Source organism: Microbacterium terrae, from assembly GCF_017831975.1.
Lineage (GTDB): Bacteria > Actinomycetota > Actinomycetes > Actinomycetales > Microbacteriaceae > Microbacterium > Microbacterium terrae.
Map to the genome: position 1 here is coordinate 392,393 of NZ_JAFDSS010000001.1, position 22,264 is coordinate 414,656.

Here is a 22,264-nt window from a genome sequence, read left to right on the forward strand (position 1 = left end):
CGTGTGACCGGAGGTGAGATCGCGGTCGGTCTCGATGTCGGAGGCACCAAGGTCTTCGGCGTCGCGATCGACGATGCCGGCGTGGTCGTCGCCAGCACGATGCTGGCGACGCAGCGAGGCGAGGCAGGCGTGCTCGCCGGTGTCTGTGAGGCGGTCGACGACCTCGTCGCACAAACCGGAGGCGCAGCGGTCGGGAGCATCGGCATCGGGATCCCCGGCGTCGTGGATGTCGACAGCGGCATGGTCGAGCATTCGATCAACCTGGGCCTCCACCACATGGCGCTCGCAGCTCGTGTCATGGAGACGCTCGGTGTCCCCACGGCCGTCGACAACGATGTGATCCTCGCCGCCGTCGGCGAAGCAGCTCGCCGGCCCGGCATCGGATCGCTCTCGCTGCTGAGCATCGGGACTGGCTTCGCCGCGGGATCCGTCATCGACGGAGAGCCGGTGCGCGGGTCGCGGGGGGTTGCCGGGGAGATCGGACACCTTCCGGTCGATCCACATGGGCCGGTGTGCGGGTGCGGGCAGCGAGGATGCCTCGAGCTGTTCGTGTCCGGATCGGGGATCGCGCGAATGTGGCCGGTCTCGGAGGGCCACGCGGCACTCGACCTGGCCTCTCGTGCTGCGGCGGGTGAGCCCGACGCCGTCACGGTGTTCGGTCTCGTGATCGATCGGCTCGCCTGGGCGATACAGCAGGTCGCGCTGAGCACCGACCCCGAGTGCATCGTCGTCGGCGGTGGAGTCGCCGCCCTCGGCGGCCTGGTGTTCGAACCGCTCGAAGAGCGTCTGCGCCGCGCCGAGGAGTGCTCGGCCTTTGTTGCTTCCCTGCAGCTGATCCGCAGGGTCGAGCCGGGCTCCGGCCCGGAGACAGCAGCCGCCGGAGCTGCCCGATACGGCCGCCGTGTCGCTGTCGGGCGGCGAGCGGCCGGACGAGTGACCGGGTGACCCAGAAATGTGTTACCCACTCGAAACAATAAAAATCTCGCTGTAACGAAAATTTGGATACAGTTCCAGGAACGCCTAGATAACGTTCTACGTATTCTGAGGCGGGCGGCGCGGCGAGATGCCAACCGATGCACCACCAAGGCACCAACAAAGGAGTTCACACCACGATGAATGCAATGACCAGAAGAGGAGCGCGGATCGCCGCACTCCTGACCGGCGCCGCGCTGGCCGTCTCGCTGACGGCGTGCGCGGCGGATGACTCCGTCACCGGCGAAGAGGGCTCCGAGACCCACGACCTCATCGTGGGCGCGATGGGCGGCCCCGCGAGTCTCGACCCGGCCATGCTCTACGAAGGGCAGTCGGCCTACGTGTGGAGCGCCGTGTACGACACGCTCCTGGCCAAGAACCCTGAGACCGGAGAGATCGAGGGGAACGCGGCTGAGAGCTGGGAGTACTCCGAGGACGGCCTCACCCTCACACTCAAGATCCGCGAGGGGATGACCTTCAGTTCGGGCGATCCGGTCGACGCGGAGGCCGTCGCCGCCTCGATGAACCGTACGCGCACCACACCCGGAACCCAGCAGTCGCGATTCGCGATGGTTTCGGACGTCGTGGCAGTCGACGACTCCACTGTCGAGGTGCAGTTCACGGAGTTCGACCCTGCCTTCCTGGAGACGCTCTTCAACGCGACCGGCGTCATCGGTGACCCGGCCACGGTCGAGGACGAGGCGACTGCGACTGACCCGGTCGGCTCCGGCCCGTACACGCTGAGCGACGAGACCGTCGCGGGCACGGCGTACGTGCTCGAGAAGCGCGACGAGTACTGGAACGCCGACGCGTTCCCGTTCGACACGATCACCGTCAAGGTCTTCGCCGACCCCACTGCGCAGATCAACGCGCTGCAGGCCGGCGAGATCTACGCGGCAACCGTGAACCCGCAGATGATCGCCCCGTTCGAGGCGGACGCCGAGACGTTCTCCTTCCAGACGGTGACAGGCGCCACGATCGCTGAGCTCGTCATCCTCGACCGCACCGGTGAGCGCATCCCCGCTCTGGGCGACGAACGCGTGCGCCAGGCCATCAACATGGCCATCGATCGCGAGGGCATGGTCTCCTCCTTGATGCCCGACACCGGCGCTGCCACGAACCAGCTGTTCGGCCCGACCGGCAACGCGTACATCGAGGAGCTCGACAGCTACTTCGATTACGACGTCGAGGCTGCCAAGGAGCTCATGGCAGACGCAGGGTACGCCGACGGCTTCACCCTGCCGATCCCGAGCACCTACCTTTCGACCCGCTTCGAGCCGCTCCTCTCCGACCAGCTGAGCGAGATCGGCATCACGGTCGAGTGGGTCCCGACACCTCCCAACGAGATGGACGGCATCAACTTCTCCGGCAAGTACGGCGCGACCATCGCGTTCGGCTCGTTCACCGGTGGTGACCCCGGCATTCTGGAGCAGAACTTCGGATCCGGGCAGAACAACCCGTCGGGCTACACCGACGATGTCATCGACGCTGCGATGGAGGAGATCCACGGCTCGATCGACCAGGACGCGGCTGCCGAGGCGTATCGGACCCTGAACCAGCACGTCGTGGAGATCGGGCTCACCGCACCGTTCGCCCGCATCGACACGATCTGGGTTCTGCGAGACGGCGTGGCCTACCTCGACAGCGGTGCAAGCACCATGAACGAGATTCGCGTGTTCGGACTCGCCGAGTCCGACTGATCCGGAGCGCGGCCGGGCGACATCAGCGCCCGGCCGCGCAACCCGAGGAGCTTCCCTTGATCGGCTACATCCTGCGACGCGTGGGCACGACGCTCATCCTCGTGCTCGTCGTCACCTTCATCACCTTCCTCCTGCTGAGCACTTCCTTCGAGAGCGTCGCGCAGCGTCTCCTGGGCGACTCTGCCAACCCCGAGACCACCGCGGCCATGATGGCCGAACTCGGCCTGGATCGTCCCGTACCGGTTCAGTACGGCGAATGGCTCGTCACTGCAGTCCAGGGCGATTTCGGCAACTCGATCTACAACGGACTCGACGTCGGAACCACGGTCTTCCAGCGGCTGGCTGTGACGCTGTCGCTCATCATTCCGGCACTCGTCATCACCGCACTGATCAGTGTGAGCCTCGGAGTCTGGGCGGCTTCGCGCGGGGGGTTCCCCGATCGGTTCGCCCAGGGGGTCTCACTCGTGGGGTACATCGTCCCCGGTCTGCTTCTGGCGATCGTGCTGGTGCTCGTGTTCGCGGTGAACCTGAAGTGGCTCCCCGCCACCGGCTACGTGCCGATCACGACGAATGTCGTCGGATGGGCGCGCAGCATCACCCTTCCCATCATCGTTCTCGTCGTCGCCAGCGTCGCCAGCCTCACGTCACAGGTGCGCGGCACCATGATCGACGAACTCCGCAAGGACTACGTCCGCACCCTCCGCACCCGCGGAGTCTCGACGGGCCGGATCATCTACAAACACGCGCTGCGCAATGCCGCCGGCCCCGCGTTGACGGTCCTCTCGCTCGAATTCGTCGCGATGTTCGGCGCTGCGCTCATCATCGAGAACGTGTTCGGGCTTCCCGGTATCGGATCGTTCAGCTTCGACGCAGCCCTCCAGGCTGACATTCCCATGCTCCTCGGTCTCACGGTGGTCTCGGTGCTGATGGTCGCGACCGTCAACCTCGTCACCGACCTCGTGAACACCTGGCTCAACCCGAAAGTGAAGCTGTCGTGACAGATAACAAGACTGCACCGCTTGCGATGCCGCCTACCACCGAGGCGATCGCGCTCGCGAGGACTGCCGCGCCCGAGAAGCGCATGGGGCCGTTCCGCCGCCTGATGCGCGATCCTCAAGCGATCATCACTGCGAGCATCCTCACAGTGATCGTCCTGGCCGGCATCCTCGCGCCGATCCTGGCGCCACATGGCCCCAACGACGCCGACGTCTATGCGGTGAACGCGCCGATCGGAACGCCCGGCCACCCCCTCGGCGGTGACGGTGAAGGCCGCGACATCCTCTCGCGTCTTCTCTACTCGATCAACACGAGCACGGTCTCGGCGATCATCGGGACCGGCGTCGCGGTGCTCGTGGGTGTGACGTTCGGTCTGGTCGGCGGCTATTTCGGCTCGCGCACTCGCGCGACCACCGAATGGATCTTCAACCTGCTGATGACGTTCCCCGGGATGCTGCTGCTGATCATGCTGATGCCCGTCACCGGTGGTGACTACCGCGTCACGATGCTGATCTTCGGTGTACTGCTCTCGCCCGGGATCTACCGCATCGTCCGCAACGCGGTGCTCGGAGTGAAAGAGGAACTCTACGTCGACGCGGCGCGAGTCTCCGGCCTCACGACATCTCGCATCCTGTTCCGCCACGTCCTGGTGGTCGTGCGCGGGCCGGTGATCATCGCGGCGGCCTTCATGGCCGGGGCGGCGATCGGCCTCCAGTCGGGCCTCGCCTTCCTCGGCGTGGGTTCGAAGGACATCCCGAGCTTCGGCGCGATGATCGCGTCGGGGTTCCAGAACCTCTATCTCGCCCCGATGCAGTTCGTCTGGCCCAGCATTCTGCTCGGACTCATGACCGCCTCGCTGGTGCTCCTGGGCAATTCCCTCCGCGATGCGTTCGAGGGTTCGCGTCCTGTCGCATCCAAGATGGGAGCGGGCCAGCGGGTCGCGACGACGACGACGCCGTCCGCGGTCGTCGGAGGCGACGGACCCGTGCTGCGCGTGAGCGATCTGGGCATCGCCTATCCCCAACCCGACGGCAGCGTCGTGGAGGTCGTCAAGGGCGTGACGTTCGACCTCGAGCGCGGGGAGACGCTCGGTCTTGTCGGTGAGTCCGGCTCGGGGAAGACTCAGACAGCTTTCGCGGTGCTGGGCGTCTTGCCCAACGAGGCGATCATCACCAGCGGATCGATCCTCTTCGAGGGTCGGGAACTGCTCGGCCTGGATGACAGGCAGATGTCGGCGTTGCGCGGGCGAGCGATCGCCTATGTGCCCCAGGAGCCGATGTCGAATCTCGATCCGTCCTACACGATCGGCTCTCAGCTCATCGAGAGCCTGCGGGCGACTCAGCGGGTGTCGCGGGCCGAGGCGAAGGAGCGCATACTCGCACTGCTCGATCGCTGCGGTATCGCCGACCCGCACCGTGCCTTCGGATCTTATCCGCACGAGATCTCGGGCGGCATGGCGCAGCGTGTGCTGATCGCCGGTGCCGTCGCGAGCCGTCCGAAACTGCTCATCGCGGACGAGCCGACAACGGCGCTCGATGTCACGGTGCAGGCCGAGATCCTCGACCTGCTCAGGGAGCTGCAGGGCGAGCTCGGCATGGCCGTGCTTCTGGTCACGCACAACTTCGGCGTTGTCGCCGACAGCTGCACAAGCCTGGCGGTGATGCGATCGGGAGAGATCGTCGAAACAGGCAAGACGATCGATGTCTTCCGGGCACCGACGCACGAGTACACGGTCGGGCTGCTCGACAGCATCCTCGATGAGGACAAGGTCCGAGAAGAACTGACGCCGACCGCGGAGGAGATGGTGCGATGACCCAGACGCTTCTCGAGGTCGACGACCTCCGCGTCAGCTTCCCTGGCAAAGGCTTCCGGGCGAAGCCTGTCGAGGTGGTCCACGGCGTCTCGCTGGAGATCGCACGGGGCGAAACGCTGGGCATCGTCGGAGAGTCGGGATCCGGCAAGACCACGATCGGTCGTGCTGTGCTCGGGCTCGTGCCGCCCAGCGCCGGGAGGATCTCATTCGACGGGCATGACATCACGCATGCAGGCAAGCGCACCCGCCGCGCCCTGGCGCGGGACATCCAGGTGATCTTCCAGGATCCGTACACGTCATTGAACCCTGCGATGACGGTCGGAGACATCCTGACCGAGCCGCTTGTCGCGCAGGGCAGAACGCAGCGCGACGCGAGGGAACGCGTGAAGTCGCTGCTCGACCACGTCGGCCTTCCCTTCAACGCCTCCGAGCGACTGCCACGCGAGTTCTCTGGAGGACAGCGTCAGCGTGTGGCCATCGCTCGCGCGCTCGCACCGGATCCGCGCCTCATCGTGTGCGATGAGCCGGTATCGGCGCTCGACCTGTCGACGCAGGCTCGCGTGCTCGACCTGCTCATCGATATCCAGCGGGAGACAGGGGTGGCTTACCTGTTCGTGTCGCATGATCTTGCCGTCGTGCGACACATCAGTCACCGGGTGGCTGTCGTCTATCGTGGCGACATCGTCGAGACCGGGCCGGCCGCAATGGTCACCCGCTCGCCTGAGCACACCTACACCCAGAGGCTGTTGCTTGCGGCGCCGATCGCCGACCCCGAGCGACAGGCCGAGCGTCGCGCCGAGCGCCGTGCGGCCCTGGATTCCGAACTCGTCTAAAGCTCCGTGGCACGCTGATGCGGGCGCGCGTGCACCGGCCTGCTGTGCTCGACGTGCGGCGGCCGGTGCACGCGTGCGCATGTCACTCTTTCAGGGCGGGGATGTACTGGCTCAGATAGGCACCGAGCGCCACCGACGGGCGAGTAGTGGTGCGATCGTAGATGTGCTGAAGGTGAAGCCCGTCACTGAGCGCCATGAACGACCCGGCGAGCTCGGCGTCGGACATCGCCGCATCGACCTCGCCGCGAGCGCGGAGCTCGCCGAACACCGCGGCGAGGAAGCCGCGCCACTCGGTGTAATTGCTCATGTAGTGTTCGTGCGCGGGATGGCGAGGGTCGGTCGCCTCAGCTTGCAGCACCGTGCGCATCTCGACGAGATTCGGCGCTTCCTCCAGCGCTGCCTCCTGAGCCAGCACCGCGCGGAGCAACGTGATCGGATCGTCGCCGGTGATCGCATCGGATGACCGGTGTTCGTGTCGCTCGAGGACGGCGATCAGGAGGTCTTCGCGCGTCGGGAAATGATGCACGAGTCCTCGGTCGGTGATGCCCGCCAACTCTGCGATGTCCTTGATCGTGGTGGCGCGGAATCCGTTCGCTGCATACAGCACCTCGCACGCGTCGACGATCCGCTCTCGGGTTCGAGCCGTCTTCGCGTACGGGCCTCGGCGACGACCGTTCCCCGCGGATGCGACCGCCGAGTCATCCACTGTGGTCGCGTCTTCCATCGGCCCCCGTCGTCCTGTCACTGTGATTTCAGTCTACGTCCGAATATCTCGTTGAAATGGAGTATTCGGCCAACATTCTTCTACGCTGACACCATGCCATCTGTGCGCCCCTACCGAGTTGAAGACGCCGCCGACCTCGCCCGCATCTGCCTTGCCACCGCCGACAACGGCGGAGATGCGACCGGCCAGCTCGATGATGACGACATCCTCCCCGAGTTGTTCGTGCTCCCGTACGTCACCCGGCATCCCGACCTCGCGTTCATTCTGTGCTCCGACGACGACCGACCGATCGGTTATATCGTCGGCACGGATGACACGTCCGCGTTCGAAGCCTGGTTCGGCGCCGAGTGGTGGCCGCGTAACGCCCAGCGCTGGCCGATGCCGGCGTCGTTCACGACCCGAACTGCGGGGATGATCGCGTACGGCTACTCTCGCGGGCATGCGTCCGCGGCCGAGTTCGCGAAGTTCCCGGCCGAGCTGCACATCGATCTTCTGCCCGAAGGTCAGGGAGCGGGCTGGGGTCGGGTGCTGATCGGTCACCTCGCGGCCGCGCTGCGAGAGCGCGGCGTCGCCGGAGTTCGCGCCGGTGTGTCGAAGGAGAATCCGGGCGCCCTCGCGTTCTACCCCCGTGTGGGGTTCGAGAACATCGCGTCGGACGAGCGCAGTCAGACGTTCGGTCTGCCCCTCGACTGACTAGCCGGGAGGTGAGGGTCGAGCGGCAGCATCCAGCTCCGCGAACGCACGATCGAGGATCGTGCGCAGCGAATGGCTGTCGGTTCGGATCCAGCGTGCCCAACAGCGATCCAGCGCGGCGACGGCGGCCGTCGAGAGCACCTCGGCTGCGAAGGGTTCGGTTCCTCGCTCGGCTAGGACCTCGGCGAGCGCCTCGATCTGCGGTCCGCGTGCGCCCTGCAAGCGGGCGCCGACTGCGGGAATCGACTGGATGAGCCGCATCCGCTTGCGCTGGAGGTCGGGGGCGGCTTCGGCGGCGGTCACGGAGGGTTCGAAGGCCGCGCGCAGTTGTCGCCACGTCGATTCGCCCGAATCGCGTGGTGCGTCGCGCAGGGCATCGGCGAACTGCGCTGTGGGGCCGAGCATTACGGAGACGATCACGTCGTCCTTGGACCCGAGGTGACGGAAGAAGGACGCGCGAGAGATGCCCAGGCTTCGGGCGAGTTCGTCGGCGGTGAGGTCGTCGTATCCGTGCTCGAGGATCACGGCGAAAGCCGCCGCGAGAAGCTCCGTGCGCATCGCCTCGTGGGCGCGAGCTCTGATCTCGGTTCTCACGCGTGATAGCTTATCTGATACTGCGTCTCAAACTAGACACTTAGTCGCCACATATGGAGGTGCGCCATGGTCGAGTCCGTCGTCGACACCGTCTACAGCAGAACACGTCAGAACCTGGTGGTCGCAGTGCTCGCGTTCGCCGGGATGGGGGCGTCGTTCATGCAGACGATCCTGATCCCCATCCAGGGCAGACTGCCGGAGCTGCTCGACGCTCCTGCCGCAGACACAGCGTGGGTCATCACGGCAACCCTGCTCGCATCGGCGATCGCGGTGCCGATCGCCGGAAAGCTCGGCGACATGTTCGGCAAGCGTCGGATCGCGTTGGTCCTGCTGGCGATACTGACGGTCGGATCGATCGTTTGTGCACTGTCGCCCGACCTGATCTGGATGATCGTCGGGCGCGCGCTCCAGGGGATGGGCATGGGCGTCATCCCACTCGGGATCGCCCTCCTGCGTGATGTCGTGGACGCCTCCCGTCTCGGTACTTCGATCGCGCTGGTCAGCGCGACGCTCGGTGTCGGCGGAGCGCTCGGGCTGCCGATCAGCGCATTGGTGACGGATCGCTTCGACTGGCACGTCCTCTTCGTCTTCGCAGCGGTCATCGCCTCGATCTCCCTGATCCTCGTCGTCGTGGCGGTCCCCGTCGCCGGCACCCCGGTCGGAGGACGCGTCGACCTGATCGGCGCGTTCGGGTTGAGCGTCGGCCTCGTCGGGCTGCTGCTGGCCGTCTCGCAGGGCAATACGTGGGGTTGGCTGTCGACGCCGACCTTGCTGAGTGCCGGCATCGGCCTCCTCGCGCTGATGCTGCTGGTCTGGTACGAGCTGTCCACAGCCAATCCGCTCATCGATGTGCGCGTGAGCCTACGGCCCGCTGTGCTCACAACGAATATCTCGTCAGTCGCGATGGGGTTCGCACTGTTCTCATCGAGCATCGCCTTTCCGCAGTTGCTTCAGGTGCCTGAATCCGCCGGAGGCCTGGGTATGGAACTGCTCCCCGCGAGTCTGCTGCTCGTGCCGTCGGGACTCGCGATGCTCGCGATGTCGCCAATCGCGGGTCGCATCCAACGGATCGCCGGGCCGAAGCCGCTTCTGGTCGCGGGAGCGCTGGTGCTCGTCGTCGCCTACGCGGTCAGCGCGTTCGTCCCGCTGCATGCGTGGACGATCGCGGTCATCAATGCTGTGATCGGCGCAGGCGTGGGGCTGGGTTACGCCGCGATGCCGGCACTCATCATGGGTGCGGTTCCCGTGAGCGAGACCGGGGCGGCGAATGGTCTCAACACGCTCATGCGATCGTTCGGAACCACGGTCGCGGCGGCCGTCGTCGGAGCGATCCTGGCCGGGGCATCGGGCAGTGATGTCGCCGGATCGTTCCAGGTCGTCTTCATCCTCGGGCTCGTCGCAGCAGCAGTCAGCGCCGGGGTGGCGCTGCTGATCCCGAGAGCACGCCTGGTTCGAGGAACGCCGGCGGGTGATGTGCCTGCCGACACTGCGGTCAGGGCTGCCGTCGAAACCGTGTCCGCGAGATAACCTGAGCCTCCCCGCCAAGTGCACCGCCAGTTCAGCCGGTGCCCGTGTCACGCTGCTCAGAAGGAGTACACCACGCATCGGCTGATGCCCGAACTCTCGTCCTCCGCAGCGATCGGCAACCAGCCGGTCGCAGCGTGACCTCGAGTTGGATGCATCCACGCCGACCCCGCGAGCGACTCGTCACCGTTGAGGCGTCGACACGGCCTCAGGTCCCCGTTCTCGACACTCAACTCGTCGACGGTGGGGATCCCGATGCGTGCGCCGTCGCCCGCGATGGGTTCGAGGGAGAAGCCGCGCCCGACCGCGAGACACTCGTCGGCGCCCGTGCGCACGACCACGCCGCATCAGTGATGGCGCCACCGCTCCGACCGGGCCGGAGTCCACGCCGAACGGCGAGGCGCCGAAGGCTCCGTGCGCGTCGACTTCCAGCATGACGCGCGCGGCGCCCGTGTCGTCGCGGCGCATCTCAGGAATCAGCAGGGCGTCGTCGTTGGCAGCCGACCAGCGTCGGCACGGGAGCTCAGCCGACGGTGACGACGCTGAGGAACGAGCGCTCGCCGCTCTTCAGGGGCAGCCGTGCACCGGTCACTTCGATCTCGGTCGCGAGTGCTGGGGTCTCGGAATCGAATCCCATCCACAGCTTCAGGGGGCCGGGATCGACGGTGAAGGCGCCGTCGAGTGCTGTGTAGCCGAACTGGCGTGCCTGCACCTCGAATGACACGCGGACCGAGGCCGAGGCATCCAGCTCGACCCGCTGGAAGCCCGCCAGCTGCTGCGCGGGGCGGGTGACGCCGAGGCCGAAGGCGCCCGCGTACAGCTGTACCACCGTCGCGCCGGCGCGCCCGCCGGTGTTCCGGACCGTCGCGCTGATCCGCACGGACCCGTCGGTCGTCATCGTGCGGTCGGCCTCGAGATCGATCAGCTCGAATGACGTGAAGCTCTCGCCGCGGGCGAACCCGTAGAGCGGGGTGGCCTCCGTGTCGAGGTAGTGGTGCGTGACGTCCGGCGGAAGCGGCTTGCGGTAGCCGGTGCCGCTGCGCTGATGGTGATAGACCGGGATCTGACCAGGGGAGCGCGGGATGCTGTACGCGAGCTTTCCGCTGGGATTCACCTCGCCGAACAGCACGTCCGCGACGGCATCCGGTCCGAACGGACCGCCGAAGGGCGCGACGACGAGTGCGCGCGACGCGCGCACGGACTCGGGCAGGACATAGGCCCGACCCTGCGTGAGCACGGTGACCACGGGTGTCCCGGTCGCAGCGACCGCGTCGGCGAGTCGCGTCTGGGCCGCGGGCAGCGAGATGTCGGCCGAGTCGCTGCCTTCACCCTCCGTCCGCTCACCGTTGAACCAGAGACTCGCGCCACCCAGCGCCAGGATCACGATGTCGGCGCCGTCGGCAGTGGCGACCGCGCGGTCGAACTCTGCGTCCGTGAGGTCCGCGGTCAGTGAGGCTCCGCGCTCGACGACGACCGACGCAGCCCGCTCGGCCAGGACCTCGCCAAGCGACCGGGCGCCGAGGCGGTCGCGCACGTAGTGCTCTCCCGGGCCGCCGGCGAACACGGTATTGTTCCACTCGACCATGGCCGGGTCGACGCCGATCATGTTTCCCATGCCGCCCGACGACATGTGCACCATCATGTCTCGGAACGCGGGGTAGGAGTACGTCGCGAACTGGTTCACGACGTTGTCGGCGTGGGGCCCGATGACCGCGATCTTCGCGCTGGGGGACAGCGGAAGGATGCCGTCGTTCTCGAGCATGACCACCGACCTGCGGGCGAGTTCGCGCGAGACGTCGACGCCCTCGGCGGCGACGGAGGCGACATCGATGCGCTCGTGCGGATAGGGATTCTCGAAGAGGCCGATGCGGAACTTTGCAGTGAGCACCCGGTGCACGGCGGTGTCGAGATCCGCCACATCGGCGCGACCGGCTTCCACCTCGGCGGCGAGCGCCTCACCGAAGCCGAACGGCACGGGGAACTCGGTGTCGAGTCCCGCGTGGATCGCGAGCCGGCCCGCTTCCCCGGGGGTGAGAGCCGCGCGCTGTCGATCGACGAACTGCTCGATCGTGCCGTAGTCGGCTGAGACGAACCCGTCGAAGCCGAACGTCTCGCGCAGCAGGTCGGTGAGAACGGCGCGGGATGCCCCGGCGGGGACGGCATCGACATCGCTGTACGAGTTCATGACCGACTGCAGATTCGCCAGGTGGATCGCGGCTTCGAAAGCGAAGCCGTGGAGGTCGCGGGTGCGACGAGACCCTCCCTCGTAGGCGGCGAGGTTGCTGCCGCCCTCGGGAGCGCCGTATCCGATGAAGTGCTTGGCGGTGGCGATGACACCCTGCGTGAGGTCGTCGGACTGGAGCCCTCGGACGAACGCCACACCCATCGCGGCCGTGAGGTAGGGATCCTCGCCGAAGGTCTCGTGCACCCGGCCCCAGCGGGGATCCAGGCCGAGGTCGAGGTTGGGCGACAGGGCATGACGCACGCCCACCCTGGTCATCTGACGACGGATGACGTCGGTCATGGCCTCGACGAGATCGGGGCTCCAGGTGGCGGCGAGGCCTGTGGGTGTCGGGAAGACCATGTGCCCGCCCGAGAGGAATCCGCTCAGCGCCTCCGCCTGCACGAGCATGGGGATGCCCAGGCGGGTCTCCTCGATCGCCACACGCTGCAGTCCGCCCACCGTGGCCGCCATCGACTGCGGGTCGTCGACGCCGAAGTTGCAGATGAATCCGGCGCCCCGCTGCACGTACGAGTCGGCCGCCGCGACGCGCTGTCCGGCCGAATCGACATAGTTCCACGGCGCGATCGAGGTGATCTGGAATGCCTTCTCGCGCAGCGTCATCGCGCCCAGCAGGGCGGTGGCGCGCTTCTCGGGGCTCAGCGATGCGTCCAGATGGGTGTGCATGGTGCTCACGGGGGTCCTTGCCTGCGGTGCGGGGTGGATGTGGGAGGTCGGTTCGCGTGAAGGTGCTCCGTGTGCACCTGCGCGGTTTCGTGCCGGTGTTGCCTCCAGCTTTGGAGAACGTTATACAGAATAGCGGGCGCGGCTGCCACTGCGGTATCCGCTAACGTTTTGGACGGAGGATCACGTGGTTTCAGCTCAGCCGATAGATGGCGCGAAGCGCAAGCGTGCGACCATCGTCGATGTCGCGAAGCATGCGGGCGTGTCGACTGCGTCCGCCTCCAAGGTGCTGCGCAACGCGTATGGTGTGAGCGACTCGATGCGCGAACGCGTCCAGCGGTCGATGGACGAACTCGGATACCGGCCGCACAAGCTCGCGCGCGGGATGCGGGGGAGCACGTACACCATCGGCATGATGGTGTCGGACATCGACAACCCGTTCTTCAGCGTCATCGCAGACGGGCTGCGAGGAGTGGTGCATCCTCAGAGCTACGAGGTGCTCATCTCGACCGCCGGGTACGATGCCGCATCTCAGAACCAGGCCATCGAGGCGCTGGTCGATCACCAGATGGACGGGCTGATCCTCGTCGCCCCGCTCGTGTCGAACGATGACCTCGAGCGAGTTGCGCGCGAACTCCCCGTGGTGGTCGTCGGTCGCCATACGAGTGCCGCTGGCCTGGATTCCGTATCCGGCGATGACCGGGTCGGCGCGGCACTCGCGGTCGAGCATCTCGTCGAGATCGGACACCGACGCATCGCCTTCGTCGCGAATCATCAGACCGATCCCGAGTCGGATCGACCGGAGAGCTATCGCCTCGAGGGCTTCCTCGACGCGATGGGGCGGCACGGTCTCGCGGCGGCGGCCACGATCATCGACTCAACCTGGACTCTCGAGGGGGGCAGAGAGGCAGTGCATCGTATCGACGCTCAGGATGAGCCGCCGACTGCCGTCTTCGCCGGGGCCGACATCACTGCTCTCGGCATTCTGAGCGAACTCTGGGACAATCACCGGCAGGTCCCCGCCGCGTTCTCGCTCGTCGGCTACGACAACTCTCGGATCTCCGCGATCGGGCCCATTGCGCTGACGACGGTCGATCAGTCGGGCGACATCATGGGGCGAGAGGCCGGCCGTCTGCTGCTCGAGCGCATCGCAGGTCGGGTGGAGAGCGAGCATCTCCTTCTCGAGCCGCGATTGGTTGCGCGGTCGACGACTGCGCCGCCCGCCGTGTAAGGCCTTCCGTCGGATGGCGACGGGAGGCTTCGCTCCGCACCGACGTTCCCGGCACTGGTGACAAAATCGTTATAGAGAACGTTCTATTCTCACTTGCCATGAGTCGACGCGATGCGTACGATCATTCTCGTGTAGAACGTTCTCTAACGTTTCAGCATGACGTTGGAGTCCCGACGGTCTGCACAACCCCGGCTCTAGGGAGAGCTGGCATTGCACCACCTACAAAGGAGTACACATGAACCACCTGCATGGTCGTCGTGCAGCGGGCGTCGTGTCGGTTGCAATCGTGGGGGCGCTCGCCCTCGCGGGTTGCTCCGGCGGTGGGTCGGCAGACCCGAGCGCCTCGGCTGACAAAGAGACCCTGACGCTCGCGATGAGCCAGGACATCGAAGGCTTCGACCCCCGAATCCAGCCCGCCTACCAGAACTGGCCGGCAGACGCCGTCTGGGACCGCCTCGTCAAGTGCGATGCGTCTGCGCAGCTCGAGGAGGACATCGCCGAGTCGTGGGAGATGCTCCCCGACAACACCGGTATCACCGCTCACCTTCGCGACGGACTCACGTTCTCGGACGGCTCCGTGCTGGATGCTGAGGACATCAAAGCTGCCTACGAGTACATGGGCCAGCCCGAGAGTTCGCGTGCTGCGGACTACGAGGACCTCATCATCACCATCGATGACCCTCTGACGATCACGCTCGAGTGGCCCGAGCCGCAGGCGACCGTTCGCACTCTCATCTGCGACATCCCGGTCACGAGCGCCGACTACCTCGCTTCGGGCGAGTACCTCGACGAGCCGCTCGGATCGGGCCCCTACGTCATCGACATGGACAAGACGACGGTCGGCTCCGAGTACGTCTACACCAAGAACGCAGACCACTGGAACGCGGATCACTACCCCTACGAGAACCTCGTCGTGAAGGTGCTCGAGGACGAGTCGGCCATGGTGTCAGCGCTCAAGACCGGCCAGGTCGCCGGTGGCCTCGTGACCGATCAGGCCCGTGCGGAGGCTGAGGCCTCCGGACTGGAGATCAAGGACTTCCAGGGGCAGACCGTTCGCATCCTGCTCACCGACCACAACGGCGAGGTCTACCCGGCTCTCGCCGACGTGCGAGTTCGCCAGGCGATGAACATGGTCTTCGACAAGGAAGCCATTGCCGAGTCGATCTACCTCGGCAACGCTGAGCCGACCGCTCAGTACTTCCGCCAGGGAACCGAGGCGTACATCGAGGACCTCGAAGACCCGTACCCGTACGACGTCGAGGCGGCAAAGGCCCTGATGGCGGAGGCGGGCTACGCCGACGGGTTCGACATCGAGCTTCCGTCGCTGGACAGCAACCTCGCGCACATCATGCCGTACGTGATCGAGCAGCTCGGTCAGATCAACATCCGCGCGACGGAGAAGGTTCTGACCGGTGCGACCGCGATCGACGACCTGCTCTCGGGGACCTACCCCGTGATCCTCTTCGAGCTGGGCAACCTCGGTGACTCGACGTTCCAGATCTACATCGAGGACTACAACGAGGGCTGGTGGAACGTCTCGCACCAGCCGGACGAGTTCGTCGACTCGAGCTACGAGAAGCTCGCGACTGCTTCCGCGGAGGAGAGCGCGACCATCCAGCAGGAGATCAACCAGTACACGATCGACAACGCCTGGCAGGTGCCGCTGGTCTACAAGGGCACGCACTTCGCATACGACGCCGATCTGGTCTCGGTTCCCACCGACTCCGACATCGAGGCGCTCGCGCCGAAGCTGCGCGACTTCCAGTAAGACGCCGACGGGAAAGGCCGAGCTGTGCTGCTCAACGTTCTGAAACAACTGGGAAGATCCATCGCGGTCTTCCTGGTGGTGACCTTCGTCACATTCGCCCTGATGTACGGGAACGGATGGGGTATCGCCTCGTCCGCGCTGGGCATCGGTGCGACCGACGAGAGCATCCAGGCGAAGATGGTGCAGCTCGGCCTCGACCGTCCACTGCTCGTGCAGTACGGCGAGTGGCTGTTCAACGTACTTACCGGCGACCTCGGTCGTTCGTTCTACAGCGGCCAGGAGGTGACCGCGGCGCTCGCGACGCGCGTCCCGGTCACCCTCTCCGTCGTCATCCCCGCGCTCATCCTGACCGCTCTCATCAGCGTTCTCCTGGGCGTGACCGCCGCAGTCAAGGGTGGGACGACTGACCGATTCGTCCAGGTGCTCTCGGTCGCGGGCACAGCGATCCCGAGCTTCATCATCGCCATCGCCCTCGTGTTCGCCTTCGCGATCAACTGGCGGATCTTCCCGGCGACCGGCTATGTGCCGTTCGACGTCGACCCGACTCTGTGGGTGCTCTCCATCGCGCTCCCGATGCTGTCCCTTCTCATCGGCGCCGTCGCCGGCGGTGCGCAGCAGTTCCGGACCGCGATGCTCGACACGCTCGGCAACGACTACGTGCGGACGCTGAGAGCACGCGGTATGAAGGAGGGGCCGATCATCTTCCAGCACGCCCTTCGCAACGCTGCCGCTCCAGGCCTCACCGTCGTGAGCCTCACCACGTTGAGCCTCCTGGGCGGTGCGGTTTTCGTCGAACAGGTGTTCGCCCTCCCCGGGCTCGGAAAGCTGTCCGTCGAGTCGGCCAAGAGCAGTGATGTGCCGATGGTGATGGGCACCGTCCTGGTGTTCACCCTCATCGTGCTCATCGTCAACTTCGCATCGGATCTCGCGATCCAGGCTCTCAACCCGAAGGCGCGCGCACGATGACCATCGAAGAAGTCGTCCCGACCGTCGACCCGCACGGGGTCGTGCCCGACCACAGCCGGCGGTTCGCAGCACTGCGAAAGCTTCTGCGCAATCCGATGGCGGTCCTCGCCATCGTCTGGTTCGCGATCGTCCTCCTCGCCGCAGTGCTCGCGCCCTGGATCACGTCCGGTCCTGCGACGAAGGTGGATCTGGCGATCGCCAATCTTCCGCCATTCAGCCCTGGGCACCCCCTGGGCGGAGACGCCGCGGGCCGAGACATCCTCGACCGGCTGATCTGGGGCGCGCAGACCACCGTCGTCGGCATCGCCATCGTGACGATCGTGTCGCTCGTCGTCGGCGTCACCACCGGCCTGGTCGCGGGCTTCTACCGTGGCAGGTTCGAGTCGACCTCCAACTTCGTCATCGACATCATCATGTCGCTGCCGGGCATCGTCCTGATGATCGCGCTCTACTCGCTCACGGGGCCGAACATCAACCTCGCGCTGGCGGTGTTCGGGTTCATCATCGCCCCCACCTACTACCGGCTCGTCCGCTCGATCGTCGTGACCGTCCGCAACGAACTCTACGTCGACGCAGCACGGGTCGTCGGGCTGTCCGACATCCGGATCGTCGGACGCCACGTGCTGTGGGCGGTCCGCGCTCCCATCATCATCCAGACCGCGTTCACAATGGCCGCGGCAGTGGGATTCGAAGCCGGATTGACGTTCATCGGTCTCGGCGACCCGACGAGCTCGTCCTGGGGCGTCATGCTCCAGCAGTCGTTCACCTCTATCTACAACAACCCCGTCGCAGTCGTCTGGCCGGCCCTGACGATCAGCATCACGGTGCTCGCTCTGATCCTCTTCGGCAACGCGCTGAGCGACGTCCTCCAGTCGTCGGCGCGGAGCAAGGCGCTCTCGCGGCGCAAGCGTGAGGCTGCCATCGCCGCATCGGTCGCGACTCTGAGGGAAGCCGACACACGCAAGGTCGGACACACCGAGCTGAGCAGCTCGGATGACGTGATATTGGCGATCCGAGATCTGCGTATCGGCTATCCCAAGCCGGATGGCACGGTGACGGAGGTCGTGCACGGTGCCGATCTCGATATTCGACGGGGCGAGATCCACGGACTCGTGGGCGAGTCCGGCTCGGGCAAGTCTCAGATGGCGTTCTCGACTCTGGGCATTCTGCCGCGCGAGGCGATCATCCTCGGCGGCAGCGTGTATCTCGACGGTGATGACCTGCTCGCCGACCCGAAGAAGCAGCGCGCTGCGCGCGGCACCCGCATCGGATACGTCCCGCAGGAGCCGATGTCGAACCTCGACGGAACCTTCACGATCGGGCGCCAGCTGATCAAGGGCCTGCGCGCATCGCGGCCGATGTCGAAGGCGGAGGCGGAGAAGAAGATCCTCGGGCTCCTCGAACGCGTCGGTATCCGTGATGCCAAACGGGTGATGGCCATGTACCCCCACGAGATCTCGGGAGGCATGGCGCAGCGCGTCCTCATCTGCGGTGCGATCGCCTCCGATCCTGACATCATCGTCGCCGACGAGCCCACGACAGCTCTCGACGTCACCATTCAGGCCGAGGTGCTCGAGATCCTGCGCGGTCTCAGCGAGGAGCGTGGTCTGGCGGTCCTCATCGTGACCCACAACCTCGGCGTGGTGGCCGATCTCTGCGACACGGTCAGCGTCATGAAGGACGGGCAGATCGTCGAGAAGGCTGACGTGGAAGACATCTTCGAGAAGCCCGAGCAGGAGTACACCAGGCGGCTGCTGTCCTCTTCGCGCAGCGTCGAGCTGATGGAGGATGGCGCATGAACGAACCGATTCTCAAGGTCGAAGACCTGGTCGTCCGTTTCCCCGGCAAGAGCCGGAGGGCCCCCGTCGAGGTGATCCACGGTGTGTCGCTCGATCTGCATGCCGGCGAGACGCTGAGCCTCGTCGGCGAGTCCGGGTCAGGCAAGACCACGATCGGGCGGGCGATCCTGGGTCTCGCTCCCGTCAGCGAGGGACGCGTCGAGTTCCGCGGTGAAACGATCAGCAACGTACCGCGGGCGAGGCGTCGGAAGATCGCCTCCGACATCCAGGTCGTCTTCCAAGACCCGTATACCTCGCTCAACCCCTCCATGACGATCGAGAGCATCCTCGTCGAGCCGCTCGCGGCAGCAGGCATCACGGGCGGTGCCGGCCGAGTCCGCACGTTGCTCGATGCCGTGGGCCTGCCCTCCGACGCCGGGCGCCGCTACCCGCGAGAGTTCTCCGGGGGCCAGCGTCAGCGCATCGCGATCGCGCGCGCCCTGGCTCTCGACCCCGCGGTGATCATCTGCGATGAGCCGACCAGTGCCCTCGACGTGACCACGCAGGCGACGGTCCTCGGTCTGTTCAAGGAGCTTCAGGAGCGGACCGGAGTCGCTTACCTGTTCATCAGTCACGACCTCGGAGTCGTGAACTCGATCAGCGACCGAATCGCCGTGCTGTACCAGGGCGACATCGTCGAACTGGGGCCGGCGCATCAGGTCGCGACCGCCCCGACTCACCCGTATACGCGCCGACTTCAGATGGCCGCGCCGGTGGCCGATCCGAAGAAGCAGCGCGCGCGCCGCGCAGAACGGCTTCGCGTGCTCAGCGAGACGGGCGACCTCGCGGTCTGATCACCGTCGAGCCGCATCCACACTTCCCCCCACCGAGTGCCTCGCCGGCGGCGCTGCCCCCTCAGGAGAACGAAATGACCCAGACCGCCACGCCGAGCGCCCCCCGATTCGAACACTTCCCCCGTGCGCCCCGCGTTCTCGGGGTCGGCACGCCCGCGCCGCGGCTGACATGGTCGATCACCGGCGCCAGCAGCGGATTCGCGCAGGCGGCGTACGAGATCGAGGTCACCATCGGGAACCGGGTGTCGTCCGCAGTGGTGGAGGGCGACGAGCAGGTTCTGGTGCCATGGCCCGTCCTACCCTTGACCTCTCGCGCGACGGCAGCTGTCCGCGTGCGTGTGCGCGACGCCGCCGACTGGGGGCCGTGGAGCGATTCGTCGACCGTCGAGGTCGGGCTCCTCGACGCCGCGGACTGGGAGGCTCAGTTCGTCAGCCCGGTCGGCATCGCCGGACTCGATGAGCCTGCGCCCATCGTCTCGCGTACATTCGAGATCCCGGGGGAGGTCCGATCCGCCCGTCTGTACGCGACAGCGCACGGCATCTATCAGGCATCTGTCAACGGCACGCCCGTCGACGACACGGTCCTCGCTCCGGGGTGGACGTCGTACGACGACCGTCTCCGATACCACACCTATGACGTCACGCAGTTGGTGCGTGAAGGAGCGAACGATTTCTCCGCCCTTCTCGGCAACGGCTGGTACCGCGGCTATCTCAGCTACATGGGGGAGCGAGCTCTCTACGGCGAGCGCGTGGCGTTGTGCGCGCAGCTCGAAGTGGTCACTGAAGACGGCGCGATCCACGTGATCGCCACCGACACGACCTGGACGGCGCACGAGAGCCAGATCATCTCCGACGACCTGTACAACGGGCAGACCGCCGACCTTCGGCGCGATCCGACGCAGGCGCCGCGCGTGCCGGTGGAGATCGTGCCTGCCGGGACGGACGCGCTCGTTGCGCCCGACGGTCCGCCGGTGCGCCCGACGGGGTACATCGCCGCCCAGAAGGTGTGGATCTCGCCCGCAGGTCGCACCCTGATCGACTTCGGTCAGAACGCGGTCGGCTGGGTGCGCGTGCGCACACGCGGGCTCCCTGCAGGCACCGAGGTCGTGGTCCGCCACGCGGAGGTGCTCGAGAACGACGAACTCGGAACCCGCCCGCTGCGCAGCGCCAAGGCGACCGACGTCTACACCCTCGCCGGCACGGGTGAGGAGGTGCTCGAGCCCGTGCTGACCCTGCACGGCTTCCGCTACGCCGATGTGACCGGTATCCCAGATCTCACGTCCGAAGACGTCACGATGGTGCTCATCGGCACCGATCTCGAACGCACCGGCTGGTTCGACTCGTCGCACGAACTGCTCAACCAGCTTCATGAGAACGTCGTGTGGTCCACCCGCGGGAACTTCGTGGACATCCCCACCGACTGCCCCCAGCGCAACGAGCGGCTCGGTTGGACAGGCGATCTGCAGGTGTTCGGACCGACTGCACAGTACCTCTACGACGTCTCAGGGCTCGTGACATCGTGGCTCGCTGATCTGGCGGCCGAGCAGTACCCGACCGGTGCCGTGCCGCACGTCATCCCGAACACGGTCCGCGATCGCGTCGACGACCCTGCGACGGCCGCGTGGGGCGACGCCGCGACCCTCGTGCCGTGGAACCTCTTCCTGCGCACGGGTGATGCCGGCATCCTGCGTCGTCAGCTGCACAGCATGCGCGCCTGGGTCGACCACGTCGAGGAGCTCGCCGGCGAGGATCTGCTGTGGAACAGCGGGTTCCAGTTCGGCGACTGGCTCGACCCCTCGGCGTCGCCGCACGACCCGGCTGACGCGAAGGCGGCGGCCGAGGTAGTCGCCACCGCTCATTTCGCCCGCTCGGCAGAGGTCGTCTCCGAGGCGGCCGAGGTGATCGGCGAGCGCGAAGTCGCCGCACGCTATGCCGAGCTCGCAGAACGGGTGCGCGCCGCCTTCGTCGCCGCGTACGTCACACCGAGTGGTCGCCTCATGTCGGAGGCGCAGACGACGTACGCGCTGGCGCTCGAGTGGGGCCTGCTGCCCACCGAGGCGCAGCGATCCGTGGCGGGCGGTCGGCTCGCGGACCTCGTGCGCAAGAGCGGCTTCCGCATCGCCACCGGCTTCGTGGGCACGCCGCTGGTCTGCGATGCATTGATCGGTGCCGGACATGCGGACGTGGCCTACCGGCTCCTCTTCCAGACGGCATGCCCGTCATGGCTGTACCCCGTCACCATGGGTGCGACCACGATCTGGGAGCGCTGGGACAGTATGCTGCCCGACGGGTCGATCAACCCGGGCGAGATGACCTCGTTCAATCACTACGCGCTCGGCGCGGTCGCCGACACTCTGCACCGATCCATCGCCGGTCTGGAGCCCGCCGCACCCGGGTACCGCCGCGTGCGGATCGCCCCGCTTCCCCCGAAGCAGCTCTCGCGGGCATCCGCGCGTCACGTGAGCCCCTACGGGGATATCTCGGTCGGATGGGAGCGCGTCGACGGCGCGATCGTCGTGACGGCATCCCTCCCCGTCGGCGTAGGAGGCGACGTCGTGCTTCCGGGATCGGGTGAGACGTTCGCAATCGGCCACGGCACGCACACGTGGACCGTGGCGATCTCCGAGCAGCCTGCACACCGAGACTTCACCGGCGCGACGATCCGCGACCTCCTGGACGAGGGCGAAGCATGGCAGCGCACCGTCGAGGCTCTCATGCGCGTCGGTCTGGTTCCCGAAGGGGAGCTGCAGGCGCTGCGGCTGGTGGCGACGGCGATGGATGCCCCGGCGGCGGAGGTGTCGTACATCATCGCCGAGCACATCGAAGGCGGCCGAGGGTACATCGACCGCAGCCACGAGGTGCACGCCAAGGTCGCAGCGATCTTGGGCGCTGCCGCCCCCGTCCCCGCCTGAC

At 66.5% G+C, this 22,264-nt stretch carries 17 protein-coding genes; 13 read left to right on the forward strand and 4 right to left on the reverse strand.

Features of this window, described 5'->3' with window-relative positions; translation table 11 throughout:
• Window positions 1–3 precede the first annotated feature (3 nt).
• The 5 genes from JOD63_RS01735 to JOD63_RS01755 all read left to right on the forward strand — a co-directional run bounded on the left by JOD63_RS01735 (window position 4) and on the right by JOD63_RS01755 (window position 6,314).
• The gene (locus tag JOD63_RS01735; protein ID WP_052682635.1) at window positions 4–945 is read left to right on the forward strand and encodes an ROK family protein; all 942 of its coding nucleotides are present in this window, start codon (window positions 4–6) and stop codon (window positions 943–945) included.
• A 176-nt stretch (window positions 946–1,121) separates the two neighbouring features.
• On the forward strand, window positions 1,122–2,672 hold the full coding sequence (locus tag JOD63_RS01740; protein WP_169748428.1) for an ABC transporter substrate-binding protein: 1,551 nt from the start codon (window positions 1,122–1,124) through the stop codon (window positions 2,670–2,672).
• Window positions 2,673–2,728: 56 nt separating this feature from the next.
• Entirely contained in the window at window positions 2,729–3,670 is a 942-nt protein-coding gene (locus JOD63_RS01745; protein WP_045277187.1) for an ABC transporter permease, read from the forward strand.
• Between the two features lie 26 nt (window positions 3,671–3,696).
• Complete coding sequence (locus tag JOD63_RS01750) at window positions 3,697–5,481, forward strand: dipeptide/oligopeptide/nickel ABC transporter permease/ATP-binding protein (protein ID WP_045277188.1); 1,785 nt, start codon at window positions 3,697–3,699, stop codon at window positions 5,479–5,481.
• Window positions 5,478–6,314 carry an ATP-binding cassette domain-containing protein gene (locus JOD63_RS01755; RefSeq protein ID WP_045277189.1) on the forward strand — a complete coding sequence of 279 codons (837 nt, stop codon included), beginning with the start codon at window positions 5,478–5,480 and terminating at the stop codon, window positions 6,312–6,314. The genes JOD63_RS01750 and JOD63_RS01755 overlap by 4 nt, the downstream gene beginning before the upstream one ends.
• Before the next feature lie 82 nt (window positions 6,315–6,396).
• Here JOD63_RS01755 and JOD63_RS01760 read toward each other — a convergent pair whose 3' ends face one another.
• Complete coding sequence (locus JOD63_RS01760) at window positions 6,397–7,038, reverse strand: TetR/AcrR family transcriptional regulator (RefSeq protein ID WP_045277190.1); 642 nt, start codon at window positions 7,036–7,038, stop codon at window positions 6,397–6,399.
• Between the two features lie 93 nt (window positions 7,039–7,131).
• On the opposite strand from JOD63_RS01760, the gene JOD63_RS01765 reads away from it, so the two are divergent.
• The gene (locus JOD63_RS01765) at window positions 7,132–7,731 is read left to right on the forward strand and encodes a GNAT family N-acetyltransferase (RefSeq protein ID WP_045277191.1); all 600 of its coding nucleotides are present in this window, start codon (window positions 7,132–7,134) and stop codon (window positions 7,729–7,731) included.
• On the opposite strand, the gene JOD63_RS01770 is transcribed toward JOD63_RS01765, so the two are convergent.
• A complete protein-coding gene (locus JOD63_RS01770) occupies window positions 7,732–8,325 on the reverse strand; it encodes a TetR/AcrR family transcriptional regulator (RefSeq protein ID WP_157004069.1) in 594 nt (197 codons plus the stop codon).
• Between the two features lie 66 nt (window positions 8,326–8,391).
• Between JOD63_RS01770 and JOD63_RS01775 the strand changes: the two genes are divergently transcribed.
• Window positions 8,392–9,852: an MFS transporter gene (locus JOD63_RS01775; protein ID WP_045277193.1), complete on the forward strand. Its 1,461-nt coding sequence runs from the start codon at window positions 8,392–8,394 to the stop codon at window positions 9,850–9,852.
• Between the two features lie 56 nt (window positions 9,853–9,908).
• On the opposite strand, the gene JOD63_RS18325 is transcribed toward JOD63_RS01775, so the two are convergent.
• Both JOD63_RS18325 and JOD63_RS01785 read right to left on the reverse strand, forming a co-directional pair.
• Window positions 9,909–10,190, reverse strand: a complete 282-nt coding sequence (locus JOD63_RS18325) for a DUF5597 domain-containing protein (protein WP_045277194.1) — start codon at window positions 10,188–10,190, stop codon at window positions 9,909–9,911.
• A gap of 182 nt (window positions 10,191–10,372) precedes the next feature.
• Window positions 10,373–12,757 carry a glycoside hydrolase family 3 N-terminal domain-containing protein gene (locus JOD63_RS01785; protein ID WP_045277408.1) on the reverse strand — a complete coding sequence of 795 codons (2,385 nt, stop codon included), beginning with the start codon at window positions 12,755–12,757 and terminating at the stop codon, window positions 10,373–10,375.
• A gap of 184 nt (window positions 12,758–12,941) precedes the next feature.
• On the opposite strand from JOD63_RS01785, the gene JOD63_RS01790 reads away from it, so the two are divergent.
• The 6 genes from JOD63_RS01790 to JOD63_RS01815 all read left to right on the forward strand — a co-directional run bounded on the left by JOD63_RS01790 (window position 12,942) and on the right by JOD63_RS01815 (window position 22,263).
• Complete coding sequence (locus tag JOD63_RS01790) at window positions 12,942–13,985, forward strand: LacI family DNA-binding transcriptional regulator (protein WP_271180702.1); 1,044 nt, start codon at window positions 12,942–12,944, stop codon at window positions 13,983–13,985.
• 235 nt (window positions 13,986–14,220) lie between these two features.
• On the forward strand, window positions 14,221–15,753 hold the full coding sequence (locus tag JOD63_RS01795; protein WP_045277195.1) for an ABC transporter substrate-binding protein: 1,533 nt from the start codon (window positions 14,221–14,223) through the stop codon (window positions 15,751–15,753).
• Between the two features lie 24 nt (window positions 15,754–15,777).
• Window positions 15,778–16,719 (forward strand): ABC transporter permease, encoded by a 942-nt coding sequence (locus tag JOD63_RS01800; RefSeq protein ID WP_045277196.1) that lies wholly within the window; start codon window positions 15,778–15,780, stop codon window positions 16,717–16,719.
• Window positions 16,716–18,518 carry a dipeptide/oligopeptide/nickel ABC transporter permease/ATP-binding protein gene (locus JOD63_RS01805; protein ID WP_045277197.1) on the forward strand — a complete coding sequence of 601 codons (1,803 nt, stop codon included), beginning with the start codon at window positions 16,716–16,718 and terminating at the stop codon, window positions 18,516–18,518. The genes JOD63_RS01800 and JOD63_RS01805 overlap by 4 nt, the downstream gene beginning before the upstream one ends.
• Complete coding sequence (locus tag JOD63_RS01810; RefSeq protein ID WP_045277198.1) at window positions 18,515–19,351, forward strand: ATP-binding cassette domain-containing protein; 837 nt, start codon at window positions 18,515–18,517, stop codon at window positions 19,349–19,351. Before JOD63_RS01805 ends, JOD63_RS01810 begins: the two co-directional genes overlap by 4 nt.
• Before the next feature lie 74 nt (window positions 19,352–19,425).
• Entirely contained in the window at window positions 19,426–22,263 is a 2,838-nt protein-coding gene (locus JOD63_RS01815) for an alpha-L-rhamnosidase (protein WP_045277199.1), read from the forward strand.
• Window position 22,264 lies beyond the last annotated feature (1 nt).